This window comes from Fannyhessea vaginae DSM 15829 (assembly GCF_000159235.2).
Taxonomy (GTDB): Bacteria; Actinomycetota; Coriobacteriia; order Coriobacteriales; family Atopobiaceae; genus Fannyhessea; species Fannyhessea vaginae.
In genome coordinates this window covers 26,792-41,269 of record NZ_ACGK02000002.1, presented here as the reverse complement: position 1 = coordinate 41,269, position 14,478 = coordinate 26,792, and the positions used below count along the sequence as shown (strand labels likewise).

The following is a 14,478-nucleotide window of genomic DNA, read 5'->3' as shown; positions in this document are numbered from 1 at the left end:
TATGGATATGAACAACAACTCGCACCAAACAATCGATAAAAAACCTGCTGCCGGAGTAATGGGCGCTCCCACCTTATACAACGCTCTGTTTATGGATCACGTCAATCATCCCGATTATTGCTATTCTATTGACAACCCAACACTTTCGCACGAAGGCGTTAACCCATCTTGTGGCGATGAGCTTACGTTTTCGCTGAAGCTCGATGAGCATGGCATTATTCGTGATGCATGCTATCAAGGGCACGGCTGCGCTATTAGTCAGGCATCTGCCGATATGATGAGTGACGCAATTATTGACAAAACTGGCAGCGAGGCTTTACAGATGTGCGAACTTTTTGGTCGTATGGTGCGCAATCAACTTCAAGAAGGCGAATCGCTTGACAGCTTAGGAGACGCGGCGATGCTTAAAGACATCTCACATATGCCAGCGCGTGTAAAATGCGCAGAACTTGCATGGGCTACGTTGCAAGAAATGTTAGGTGTACATAGCGACCCCGATACCGCGCAGGCTTGCCAAGTAGCGCCTTCTCACGCGAAAGGGTTATAAGTCCGCAGCCATTGCTTGTACTGCTTGTGCTGCTTGTGCTGCTGGCGCTGCTTACATTACTTTCGTTGCTTACATAGCTAGCACTGCTTACTCGCTTACATTACTTTTGCTCAAGCCTTATTATGTGTAGTAAGTCGTATCAACACACGTATTTGCACAAAAATGGAATATACTAAGATTGTTGTGAAAACAGCAGGAATCATCCTTAAAAACAAAGGTATATTCATGAAAAAAAGACTTACACAATGGGATCTACTTCGCGCACTTGCAATGTTTTTTGTGGTGATAGTTCACAGCAGATTCTATCTTAAAACGCCACAAGCATGCACCATTGCAGGAGAACTTGCACTTATTTGTGACCCCATTTTCTTTACGCTCTCAGGCTACTTTGCAATTCGGCAGCTTACAAGCTCTTACGCAGGATATCTTTGGAAGAAATTTCTCACCGTTGTTCTTCCTCTTATAGCATATGGCGCTTTATTATATTGCTTTGCCATATATAGAGGGATAACCACGCTATCCATTGGTAACCTCATGCGTTTTTATCAACAATTACTTGCAGGTCAATGGTGGTTTATACCAGCTCTTATACCATTTTTAATGCTTGCCCCTTGGTTATACACCATGTTTGAGGCATTAGACACCTATAAACAACGTTCCCTTTTTATTTTGGTTAGCGCCGCTATGATATGGGGAATTATAACAACCGCTTTATCGTCATGGGCGAAAGTTTTTCAGCTCAGTGGAGCCACAGCTGCTATAGACGCTCTTACGCTGTTTGTGTCTCCTGCACTAGTTCCAGGTAGTTATTTTGTATATTTTTGTCTTGGGTATTTTGTAAAAATCTTACCAACACTCATTTCAAAAGAAACGCTACAAAAACTTTGCGGAGCAGGTATAGTGCTTTGGATTGTAGGAGCCGTGTTATCGGCGTTTGGTTATAACAGAGCAGATCCCAGCTATCTGTGGTTTTTTGGTACCATTGCCGTGTTTTATCTTTTTAGTAAGGTGCGCATTACCCAACCCGTACCAAGCAAAATCATAAGTTTTATGGCGCAACGTTCATACTCTGTGTACCTTTTTAACTATGCCGCAATTAACCTTATATTTGAAAAAACACACGTATGTGGCCTACTTACCGCAGAAAATCCAGCAACGCTTACGGCAAGGTTCCCGCTGTGGATCCTAGCTGTTATAGTGGCGTATTGCGTAGCATTTATATGTGCATGTGTAGGTGATTATCTGATACTTAAGCCGTTGCAAAAGCTCTTAAAAAACATCTATTCACAAGTTACATCACAAAGAACTATCCAACGCGCAAAATAACGATGACGCTCATCACACAATTATATATATTTTTGTGATGTTTATCACATAATTATACGTATTTATGTGACGATCATCACATAATTATATATTTTTGCGATAACGAGGGATGATTTCTAGGATATTAAGAGCAACAGGCACAGCGCGTACATCAGGTAAGCCGTAAAATTTATGAATAAATTACGCGACTTTATACACATTCAGATGTGGTGGATTGGTGAATGCCAATTTAGCACGCAAAAAAACCGTAAATTCGCAGAAGCGCTATTCATAAAATAGTAACGCGTTGACCATGGAAAACGTGACCCCCCCCATAATGTTTTCTAAAACGCGCGCGATTACCATCTATCTTGTAAATGTGCTCAAAACCAGCCAGACAATCATATAAAATATTAATATTTATATTTATATTCATATGTTAAAGTCGTAAAGTTTGGGTGATTACAACATGACACACAAGACGCGCTTGCAAAAGCATGCCAAGAAAAAACTGAATAACGAGGTTATTTCAACCGAAACCACAGCAAAACTTGGTGTAGCAGCATCCGTAGCAATCGCATCAACTATTGCTTTAGCTCCTGTTGCTCAAGCAGAAACGCTACAAGCCACACAGACAGACACGGTGCAATCCACGCCTCAAAACTCATCGCCCGCAGGCACCAACAAAGCCGCAGACAACGCGGCACATACGCAAAAGAGCGAACGATCTGTTACACAAGCAGATACCCCACAAGCACCCGTAAACTCACCCGCAGGCACCCAGCCTAACACTCAGGCAAACGCCCAGACCACCCCACAAGCGCAAACACAGCCAGCGCCTGCACAAGGTGGGAACCAAGTTATTACTCCAAACGATAAAAACCCTTCGGCACATTCGCAAGAAGAGGCAAACACCCAGGTAAAGCGTGAAAAAGACAGCAAAAAAACCTACACGTTTACAGTTACATACTGCGTTGAAGGCTATAGCCAAAAACAGCTTTTACAACCAACAGAGTTTACCTTTACCGATGACGAACTTACCAAGATAAGTGATCCCAGCGATCAAGGACTCTATATTCCTGTTGTAGAAACAAAAGGTTATCGCGCGCAACGTGGCGCGTACATTAAAGAAAACGGGAAATACATTATTGATACCAAAAAAGACGCGTCGGTACAATCGTACATAAAAATAGACCGCGCCTTAATTGAAGCTCATAAAAATACCATTACGTCTACCGATACCAATATTATTTCTAACTTTACGGTTAATTATCGCCCTAAGACTATTACGTATTATGTGCGTCACATGCTCCAAGATCCCAATGACCCCCAAAAGTTCATTGAGTTCACAGGCATTAACGAGCAAATTACTATTAAGGATAAACAGGGTCAATCTCACACGATTAGAGTAAGTAAGGCAAAAGGTGTAGTTGGACAAAACCTCTATGCTCAACCAGTAACTATCGAAGGCTATACGCCCGAGCCAAATCTTATTAACTCCCCCATTCCTGACGATGAAGATTATTCAGATGATGATGACAACAATTTGAATAATCCATCACTTGCAAAAAAGCATCTTGTTCTTGAGTTGCGCTATTTACTTAATAGACATGAAGTATCTTACGATACCCATGGTGGCAATGCTATTCAATCAAAGATGTTTTTATACGGAATGAAAGTTGACGCGGTTCCTACTCCCACACGCAAAGGTTATACCTTTACAGGCTGGACGCGCGAAACACCTGGCAAGAACGCATCAAGTGCCAATTCCTCAACACCTGATACCAGTACTAACGCCACACTTCTAGACAAAATGCCTGATTACGATGTGCATTTTGTTGCACATTGGAAACCAGCGTCAGAAAAAGCACAATACACCGTTAATATATGGGTTCAAAAGGCCGATCTTCCTAAACCCGATGACCCTACCAATATAGAAAACTATGACTTTATTGGTCAGGTACACAAGCAGGGTAAAACCGATACAACCATTGGTGAACAAGACTTAAACTTAGGACAAAACGATATCACCAAGCTGCAATGGCCTGATGCTAATTTACGTGGGAACATCACTAATCAAGATGATTTTTCCAAATACTTTATGGAAGACGATACAACCAAATCCCTTACTACCAAAATGAATGAAGGCACCGAGCCTGAATATTTTGGTTCACAAGAGACGCGCGAGCGCACCAAAATACGTCCCGATGGAACAACCGTCGTTAATAAAGTATTTAATAGACGCACCTACGAGCTTATTTTTGCGAATGCTGATATCAAAAAAATGGCTCAACTAATAAACTGTTTGATAGGGTTAAGCACATTACCATCACAAAAGATGGTAAGGAATATAACGATACCGATAAGAGCAAGCTCTATAAAGTTACCTATCGCTTTGGACAAACCATTCATTACACAAGTGGTTTTCCAACAGATGTCGAAACAAAACGATACACAACAGAAGACGACGACTCGCCCTCATTTGGTTTAGGTTGGAGAGTTGCAAACGACGCTGGTAAAGTTATCTATATAGACACACCACCCTACCGCTTTGACGAAAAACACTTTATAGCACCGAAAGCCAATAAAGATACTACAGCCTTTTCACAGGATAAGATTCGCCTTTTTGGAGAAAAGCTTACACCTTATCAGCGTGTTCTTGTTCCCGATGCAAACAGCGGTCAGGCAGGATCAATACATGTTCTGGTTAAGCTTGAAACCGAAGAATCTGCCCGCAGAAACGATGACAGCAATCGTGAATACGTAGTCTCTGAGCTCAGCTATACCAAAGACGACACGCTGAACAGTAGCTACGACTACGGGGCCCCCACCATCGAAGGCTTTGAGGCGCTTAACAAAACTAAAAATCTAACAGATAATTACGACGAAGACGATTATTACAATAAGCTTGCCGACGAGCTTGCAGATGTATGGAAAAAAGACCACCCCGAAGAAGAAGATGATCCTGACGGTTCTGATGATGAGTTTAGAGAATGGGTTGAACAAAAATTCCCTCATCTTGTCTTTACGTCAAAAGGCTCTGACGACAGTGATCTCGAAGAAAATGGCCTTTTGATCTTCGAGTACAAGCGCAAAAATGTGAGCGTTCGCTTTAATGTTGATGAAATCACACAGGTAAAAGATTCAAGCAATACGCAAGCAAGCACACAAGAACCTTACGGCACAAACGTAAGAAAATTTGCACATAAATATAATGAAGGTGTTACCAAGAATCCGCCTGCCACTGGCAAGCACTTTGCTTCAAGCTATACCTTTACTCTTAACGACAAAACATACACATTTTCGCGTCCTGACAACATTCCCGAAGACTACGAATTTGCAGGTTGGTCGCTTGATCCCACAGGTACCAACAAGCTTGCCACTACAAAAGCAGACGGCACCGCCTATACTGCTCAAGAACTAGCGGATCTTCTTAAGAAATCTCCCGAAGAAATTGCAAAAGTTCTTGGAAATATTCCGCTCGAAACAAACGGCATTACGCTCTATGCAAGTTGGAAGCGCGTTGACACCATTCACACCATAGATGTTGATATGGCGCGCCCAGACGCACCTGAACATACACTCGTAAAAGTTAAACATGCAGGTCATGCCAAACGCGCTAAATTAGGCGTTCAAGGCGATCAAACCACCACCGAGCAAGATTGCTTCCCTGCGGTTGCCGAGCGTCCAGGTTATATTTTTAACGGATGGATGCAACAATACATCAAACCAGATGGAAGCGTACAGTGGCTGCCATTTGCATTTAGTTCCCCCATTCTTGAAGATCTTCACATTAAAGCTCAATGGATAGAGGATAAACGTGTATCTGGTACTATGTCTCACGTCTTTTTACGAGAAGGATATACGGCAGAAGACTACAAAAAAGCTAAGGATACTAACAACCAAGAAGAACTTAAAAAGATGGTTGCCGACATCCAAACAAACGTACTTACTAATTTAAGGCCATGTTCAAGTTATGCTGCAGAGGCAGTCTATCGCAGTGGCAACTATTATCCTGACCATACCTATACAACATTTATGGTGAGCGAGGACGAGAAGAATAACAACGCAGAATTTGTATATACCCCATATGCAATACGGCGCTTTACCGTCCACTATAAAGACGCTGCGGGGCATGAGCTTCGCACGCCCGAAGTCTTTGTATCCAATAGACTTACCTTTGACGTGGCTCACGCCAAAACGATTCTTGGTTATCGCTTACAAAGCAACCAAGCACTGGCTCGTCAGCTTCATTTTGAAGCAGACGAACACGGCGCATACAAGAACAACTACGACGTAGATTTTATCTATGATGACGTTCGTATTCTTTCACGCACCAACGGTGACCAAATAACGCCCGATGATTATTCTCGCCTGCAATTTGATACGCAGACTACAGAACTTTCCATGCAAAACGGTAAAGTAATTTCTACGCCTTCGCATACAGACGGTGGAAACTTAGCTCCGTTTAATGGAACTAATACAGGTGACACAGGCAAAACAACCAATACCCTTACCTTTGATGTTGTTAAAGGAATTAAAGCGTATGAGGCACCACTACCCACACCTCATGCAAAAGAGGGCTATACCTTTACAGGTTGGACCTCTAAAGTAGTATTTGCAAAAGGCGAAACAAGTGTTGACGGTGCAAATCGTTTGCCCGTATACTCGGAGGAATTCCCCTACAAGGTAGTGTATACCGCTCACTTTACTAAAACGCAGATTGCTTTTGTTGGTGGCGATACCACGACCGAGGCGCCCGAGGGCTACTACAAAGTTACCTATTCAGCCGATCAAAACGGTCGCTTGTCGCGCCAAATTTCTGACGGACGTGGTGGCACTAAAACAGAAACGCTTGATACACTCACCAATGTTGTTGTACTTGATAAGTACAAAGATAACGTTATTGAAGCTCCTGTTGCGGTACCCGATAAGGGCTTTGAAGAAAAAGGCGACTTTGAATTTAAGGGCCGTGACGCGAAAGATAGAACCTATATTAAACACTTTGAAATGATCGAACCTAAAGCTGTTGAAAAACGCTATGTTCTACCAGGTCATCTTTTACTACAAGCAAATCAAAGTGCTAAAGATCTCATTGCCAATAACAATATCTATGCTGACGCAGACGATAACGAAACTGGAGCACGTGCAGCAACCTATGAATTTTGCGATGAGCATGGTAACAAAGCATTCCTTGATATAAAAACGCCTGGTGAACATAAGATTTTTATCAAAGTTACCGCAGGTCGCGAAAAGAGCCGCATATCAAAGATGGTACCTTTCTTCTATGAAGTGATGCCGCAGCTGATGTTTGGTAAAGAGTTCAATGCAAAGGGTTACCCAGCAGAATATGCCAACAAGTACAAAAAGATTACGTTTACATCTCATACGCAACAAGGCGTGCTCACAGGAAAAGATCAAACGAGTCCACAAGGCGAATCCGAAACGCTTGAAACCTATGTATACACAGGCGATAAAGCTCCTGAAAATTACCAGCTTGATCTTCCTTCGGCTACAGGAAAAGACTATACACAAGCAGGATATCACTGGGTCTTCCGTGGATGGCGTATTGTGGACGATCCAACACAGCCAGATGTGACCGACTTTAAAACCTTTAAGCCCAACATTTTGCCACAAGCTCGCTATGAGCAGATTACCAAACCAACGGGTAATATCATTTACCAGGCTGTTTATGAAAAGATTCCTTATATCACCCAGCAAAGTGATAACGGAAATGTTCCACCTGACAGTGTTGTTGTATCCTTCCAACCAGCAAATGGACGCATTTGGAAAGATGGCACTGCAGGTCCTAAGGTGTACTATATCCGCAAGGGTATGGACATTTCTAAGCTTGATAAGAATGGAGTGCCTATTGCAGATGGCGATACAAGTAAAACATCTATTCTTGATTATTTAGGTGCACAGTTGTACGGCTATCAGGGTTCGTGGTCCAAGAGCTCTATGCAAGGTATTGCAGGTGATGAACATGTAGGAGATAAACCCGGTGAATGGCTTGCTAATAATGCATTCCAAGAGTTTGTTGCACATCAAACAGACGTTGTTATCCCTCGTCTTATGAGTGAGCGTGCGGTTCTTACTGGAGCAAATCTGCCACAAGCGCGCGACTACATAGAAAATATGAAAGAACTGTTGCAAGACACCTTAAAAGATGACGATAACGATGGTAAGCCCGACGACGATGCCATAAGCATTGAATATACAAGCTCTCCTTCTACGGCAAAAGCAGGTACCTATACCGTTACCTTTAAGGCAATTATTAAACATAAAGATACCGATAAGAACAAAGAATACCGCTTGACGTCTGTACTTAAAGTTATGCCAAAGACTTTGAGTGCCGAAGCTGCAGAAACTCTTATCAATAGCATAGATGCCAAAACACAAGCCAACCCCACAGCGCCTGCACTTACCGAAGAAGAGACGCTGTTCAAGAATCATTATGTTCCCGTAGCGTTTGAATCCGACGAAGCTCAAGGAGAGCTACTTGGTGGTGATACCAAAAAGTCATTTACACGCTACGTAGTAGCAGACCAAACAGGAACCACAAAGATAAAGATTAGTGTGCCGCAGGTATTGGCTAAACTTAACCAAAAAGACAACCAGGGTAAAGGCTTTGACTATAAGTTTGTTGGTTGGGAAAAAGTTAATGCAAACCAGACAGGTACAGATCCACAAGTTGATATTAGCCCCGATAAGCGTGCGATAACCGAGCAATTTAAAGGTAAAACAACGTATCGCGCCATATTTGAGAAGGTCTACCACATCCTTGACTCAAGTGAGGTTGATACGGTTCCTGCAGGATATGTTCCCGTGGCTGTTCTGCCAGCACCTGGTCATACCTGGGAAGATGGATCGCGTGATCCTTATATCAAGTACGTTAAAAGCGGTAGTTCTATCAAAGATACCATTGAAGCTATGCAAAAACAGCTTTCAGGGTTCATCGACTGGACAATATACGACGCAAACAGCAAAGAAATTACCGATCCGCAAGACATTGCCGATCGCAAACCTACGCGTGCTCGTACCTTTATCGCACGTCAAAGTGAGCTGCCACAGATTCACGTTAAAAATGATGTGGTAGTAACTGTAGGCGACGCTATGCCAGCCTATGCCAACATGGTAGAAGATATTACAAAAGTTGACCCTAAAACAGGTAAGCCTCAACTAGACGCACATGGTAATCAACTTACCATTAATGCTCTTAAGGCATTTACCGATCGCACCATTAACAAGCGTTTTGCTGGATGGAAGACCGCTGAAGACGGCTACAAGAACATTAAGACCGATAAAGCCGGTACCTATAATGTTCGCTTTGGTCTTATGTATTACACCGATGCATGGGATATGAATGCAGACGGTACACCTAAGCGAGATAAACAGGGTAATCCTTTGTTCAAGACAGAAACGATATGGGTAAATGTTCCTGTTCGTGTTCTGCCTCGTGTTATACCAGAACAGCACTTCCCAGCACAAGACACACCAGAAGCAGAATTTATAAAGCATAACTACACTAAGGTTATGTATCGCGTTGCCCTGAACGATCATGGACGCCTTACGTCTCCATTTACAACGTTTTATGTACGTCGTGGCTATACCATTGATCCTAATGCACTTCTGTACTTTGACAAAGAGCTTCGTAGTGCTCATACACAAGGAAACGAAGAAATAGGTGTTCCTTCAACCCAAGCTGATACAGGTTATACCTTCTTTGATTGGCAAAAGCTTGTCGCTAACGATAAGGGAGATGTAGTATATCTTGCTCACTTCCATAAGCTTCCTATTGCACACTTTACGCTTGAAAGCACAACAGAAGCCGAGCAACCATTTACTACAAAGCTTATAGGAGATGTACAAAACCACCCACGCCTTAAGGCAGGCTCTATAGTTCCAGATGGCATACATGTAAACTGTGAAGGTGAGACCTGTACCATAAGCGGTACCGCTCATATAAACGACTGGGAAGACGGAGAAGAACAGCGTGTCATAGAGCTTCACTTTGAAGCAGTAGATGAAAGACAAGCAGATGCATACGGCAGAACATCTTATGGACTCAAGAAAGACATTACCGTACGCATTGTAGTTACACGTCCACACAAAACCACTCATCCTCAAGCTCCAGCAGTCTATGATAAGCCCGCTTTACCAAAGGTAGGAACAGGAACACCTCGTCATGCACGTCTTCCCCAAACATCAGATCCAACGCTTGCAGCACATGCAGCAGGACTTTTGGGTATGGGTGTAGGCATGATAACAGCTGTTGCACTTGCACGTAAGAAGGAACGCCACGGCTCCAACCACGCCTCTAAAAAGCATTTAGATTCAAGAGATTCTTAATATGCTCTAAATCAGCTTGATATGTGCGTATGAGTAAACCTCCTGCAAAGTTAAACTTTGCAGGAGGTTTTTTATACATACGAAAACAGATGTGCTTTCTTTCATTAAGGATAAAAGTGTACCTATAAAAACATTGCATACAGCCAAATATGCAGCTATATGCAATGTTGCGATATGCTATAACGAATAGAAATCGTTATTTATTATGACGTCTTTTGCGAAGCAGAGCCCCCGTAACTAACATAATGCCCGACGCAATACCTTGAGGCAATAATGTAGCTAAGCCTGCAAGTGAATCTGATGTTTGCGGAGTATGCGAATCGCCGTGTGGCTTGTGTACAGAGGGGGTATGTGTGTCAGGCGTGGTATGAGGCTCTGTTTGGGGCTTTTTGACGAGCACGCTTAACTGAATCGTTTCATCATCGGTAGCAAGTTTATCCTTACCATCGGGCCACTGAGTGGCATTCCATACAAACGAAAATACTTTACGTACACCACCTTTAGAAGTTGCTGCTGCAGCAAATGTTCCGTGTACCGTTCCTTTCATGGTGAGCCGAGTAGCGTCTTCCACATTTGGATCAACGCTTACGCCCGAAACCACAAGTTTCATCCAACCACTTTTTCCTCCAGCAGCATCAACTATTTTTTCAAGGTCATCATACGTTTTAAGAGAAGCCTCGTCTTTCAGCGCAAACGTTACCGTAAGAGTATTGCCTGAAGCTACCACGTCTTTAACAACAAAACCATCACCAAAATCAACCGCGCGGACGGTATCTTTAGTTACTGTTTTTGGTAAGTTCATACCTTCGGGAACGCTAAATGTTGCGGTAAACTCAAAGTTTTGTATATCAAGTGCAATATCTTTGTGATTAAGATTTGGATATACAGTCTCTATAGCATTCATCTGGTCTTTAATCTGTGTTGCGCATAAAGCACCTGTTACCGTAAAGGGCGTATCTGGTGATACATAAGGAACAGCCGTGTGTTCGGTATCATCTGCTAGTAACAGGTCTCCATATAACTGAGTGGAAATCGGCTGTTGCGCTGCTACCGAAAACAAAATTCCATCATCAACACTTGTGGTGCTTGAATCTCTACCCTCTTCGGTTTGCACTCCTTTCCAGGTAAATGAAAAGAGTTTAATAGTTTTAGATCCATTTGTATCTTTGGTAGCAACGGCAGAAAACGATCCTTGAACACTACCTGATACTTGAGCTGTACCCGTAAAGTCTTTATGCACTTTAACCCCATGAATGGTTAACTTCATAGTATCATTAAGGTTTTTCTGAACCGCAGTTTGAAGCTCTTCATAGTTCTGTATTCCGTCTTTAAGCTGCAAGGTTACCATTGCCGTGTTGTCTTTTACTTCAACATGCGAAACACTAAAGGTATCCGAAAATCCCTCGGTACTTATATCACTTGGTTTGAGGTTATCAGGAAGTGAAAGCCCTTGAGGAACTTTAAACGTTGCTACAAAACTTGATTTGATATCTGAAAGTGCAATGTTTTTGTAGTCGCTTTGTTTAGTTGCACTAAATTTAGCCTCAATGTTTTTCATTTGATCTTTAACAACCGCAGAAGAAATAGCACCTGTAAAATCAACCGTTTGACCAGGAATTACCTCATATGGTTGCTTATGTGCCGTATCTGTTCCCACAAGTATATCAGCTGGAATAGAGGTATCGGCGTGTATTTGCTCAACATGAGGTGCAAGTTTCCACTTAAGATAATAGGTGTAATCATTATCAAGCTTGGTGTCGCCTGATATTGTTGTAGCAGCATTGCCCTCTACATCGCTAAACCAATATTTATAGAGCGTGCTATACACAAATCCAAAGACAGATTTTTCTTCTTTTTGATTGTCCAATACATGATAAGGTTTAGCTGCAAGAGTCTTATATGCAGCAGAATCTGAACTCTCAGGGGTGTTTAATCCATCGCTTGCTGCCGAAACACTTCCATCTCCACACGATTGAAGCAAAGCGTTAAGCGTCAGTTTGTCAGATATTTTAGCCGATTTCTTTACAACAGCTACCTCTCCACCGGTTGAGTCTTTAGTGATGTCAAAAACATCGGGGTGCGTCTTAAAAATGCTTTGCGCGTCAAAAACACCACCATTTGCAGAGAATTTAATCGATACAGTTTTGTCTTTCCATACCGCATAAAGATCACGAGTTTGAACATCTTGAGGTATAGACAGCATGCTTCCAACTTCAACAATTTTTGTAGCGTCTTGAGGATCTGTTGACCATCCAACAAATGTTTTTCCATATGGAACAAACTTAGGTACGCTCTTGATAACCTCTTCTATTGAGCAAACTTTTTGTGCGCGCTGTGCATTATTGCCTGATACCATGTAACTGGCTGCATTTTGAGTATCTGCATTATGATATACAACTGCATACGATGTGGGATCTTTTTCCCATTTTGCATAAACAGCCGTATCGGTGGTAACCACTGTGGAAGGGTCAAATGCTTGTTCTACTCCATTGGCATCCTTATAAAACCAGCCTAAAAATTTATAACCAGCAGCCATAGGATCGCTCGGAGTAGATACACTACCTCCTGCCACACTCTGAGCTGCGCTTAGTGAATATCCGCGCATGGCGAAGGCTTTTACCTCTTCTGTTGTGCCATCTGCAAATTGGGCGCGCACAGGTTCTTTAACAGATGGTTCGTTAAGTGAAAAAGTGACTGTTGCAGCAGGTACCCATACATGTTTTTTGGAGTCTGCAGACGCTTTTTCTACTTTATATTCATACGTATTGCCCTGTTTGTTAAGTGGTGTAAGCATACGAACACTGCTATCTGCAAGCGTAAATAACGAAAGCTGCTCGTTACCATTTTCCGCTCCATTGACAGGAACCGTACTTCCCAAACTTGAATGGTAGTTTGGCTCATACGTGAGGGCATAGGAACCGCCTTTAACGATATAATGGTTTTGTACGCCAGCACCAGTGTCGGCATTAGTTGCGGCAGGCGTTTCTACTAAGCAATTGCCTAAAAATTCTATAGAGCCATCCTTTTGCGCGCCAAATAATGCGCCGCTATTCTTACCATTACCTTTAATAGTTGAATCGGTAAGCACCACCTTACCTGTATTCACATTAAGACCACCCGTACCACCATTATTAAATACAAGCGTAGAATTTATAATGTTGATTTCTTTGTCTTGGGCACCCACCGAAATGCCTGCAGTAGAACCTGCATTTGCCGTAATAGTAGAGTCTTTAATGGTTGAGCTGCCTTGAATTGTTAAACCAGTTGCATGACGCCATCCGCGTTTATTAATGGTAAATTCAGAGTTTTCCATGGTAAGGTTATTCACATAGTATGACATGCCAAAGCCAGCAACACTTAGGCAAGCATTCTTAAGCGTAAGATTGCGCGCGTCAAACCACGTACGCGTCTGCGATGTTACACTTACGGTACAATTTTCAAATACAACACTGTCTGTATAAAAATCGGTATCGCAGATATCATCAGCTGTAATGGTAAGCTTATCTTTACCCGTGCTTCCGTGAACTTTTCCTTGCAAAGAAATGCCACAGCCATCTTCTTGACCATTGTTTTTAAATACATAGGTACCATCAGTAATAAGCGAGCCTTCTTTGGCGGTCAGAGCTGTTTTAAAGCCCGTCATGGTAAGCGTTCCTGCACCTGTGAGCGTTGCTCCATTTTGAAGAATAAGGCCATCAATGGTATTGCCAGTGCCTTGTATAGTGGCCCCACTTGCAGCAACAAACAGCGTTACACCTTCAGGAATCGAAACTGTGTGAGTGAGAGCATAGGTACCCTTAATTCCAATGGTCTTATGTTGTGCAGCTGTTGCGCCTGCCTTTTTTATTGCCTCATCAAGGGTGCGTAAGGGGTGTTGTTCATCTCCTGCAGAGTTGTCATCACCTGCAGTGCCATCTACCCAAATATCAATGTGTACCTGCGCGTCTTTATTGGCTAAACGCTGATACCCCCCCCGCTTACGCTTTGTCCTTGAGCATAAGCGGTGGTTTTATCTAAACCAGCTGCAGAAGAAAATTTAGGTACCGAAGATCCAATGAGCACAGTTGATAGAACAACTCGCGGTAACACACGAGAAAAAGAGTACTTTGTAGATGAGGCGTGTTTACTCATGGTATCTCCTAGAGGTTGCAATCTTTTTATAAAGAAGTTAAGCACTGATATACATACAAAACGTTTGTCTTGTCAACTGATTACAAGCTTATAGATTGTATTGTAACTGAATGTGTGGTGTGATTCTACTACAAATCGTAGAC

General features: G+C 42.6%; 6 protein-coding genes. 4 read left to right on the top strand and 2 right to left on the bottom strand.

Annotated elements, in window-relative coordinates; translation table 11 throughout:
• The first annotated feature begins 1 nt into the window (after nucleotide 1).
• The 4 genes from sufU (at nucleotide 2) to HMPREF0091_RS04360 (ending at nucleotide 10,204) form a co-directional block, all read left to right on the top strand.
• Nucleotides 2-547 (top strand): Fe-S cluster assembly sulfur transfer protein SufU, encoded by a 546-nt coding sequence (gene sufU, locus HMPREF0091_RS04375; RefSeq protein WP_006303071.1) that lies wholly within the window; start codon nucleotides 2-4, stop codon nucleotides 545-547.
• A gap of 225 nt (nucleotides 548-772) precedes the next feature.
• Nucleotides 773-1,873, top strand: a complete 1,101-nt coding sequence (locus tag HMPREF0091_RS04370) for an acyltransferase (protein ID WP_010242015.1) — start codon at nucleotides 773-775, stop codon at nucleotides 1,871-1,873.
• Nucleotides 1,874-2,321: 448 nt separating this feature from the next.
• A complete protein-coding gene (locus HMPREF0091_RS04365; RefSeq protein ID WP_006303068.1) occupies nucleotides 2,322-4,343 on the top strand; it encodes an InlB B-repeat-containing protein in 2,022 nt (673 codons plus the stop codon).
• A 608-nt stretch (nucleotides 4,344-4,951) separates the two neighbouring features.
• Nucleotides 4,952-10,204, top strand: coding sequence for a hypothetical protein (locus tag HMPREF0091_RS04360; protein ID WP_232235978.1), 5,253 nt, complete (start codon nucleotides 4,952-4,954; stop codon nucleotides 10,202-10,204).
• A 196-nt stretch (nucleotides 10,205-10,400) separates the two neighbouring features.
• Here HMPREF0091_RS04360 and HMPREF0091_RS04355 read toward each other — a convergent pair whose 3' ends face one another.
• Nucleotides 10,401-13,847 (bottom strand): InlB B-repeat-containing protein, encoded by a 3,447-nt coding sequence (locus HMPREF0091_RS04355; protein WP_006303065.1) that lies wholly within the window; start codon nucleotides 13,845-13,847, stop codon nucleotides 10,401-10,403.
• Between the two features lie 311 nt (nucleotides 13,848-14,158).
• Nucleotides 14,159-14,335, bottom strand: coding sequence for a hypothetical protein (locus HMPREF0091_RS06240; RefSeq protein WP_006303064.1), 177 nt, complete (start codon nucleotides 14,333-14,335; stop codon nucleotides 14,159-14,161).
• Nucleotides 14,336-14,478: the final 143 nt, after the last annotated feature.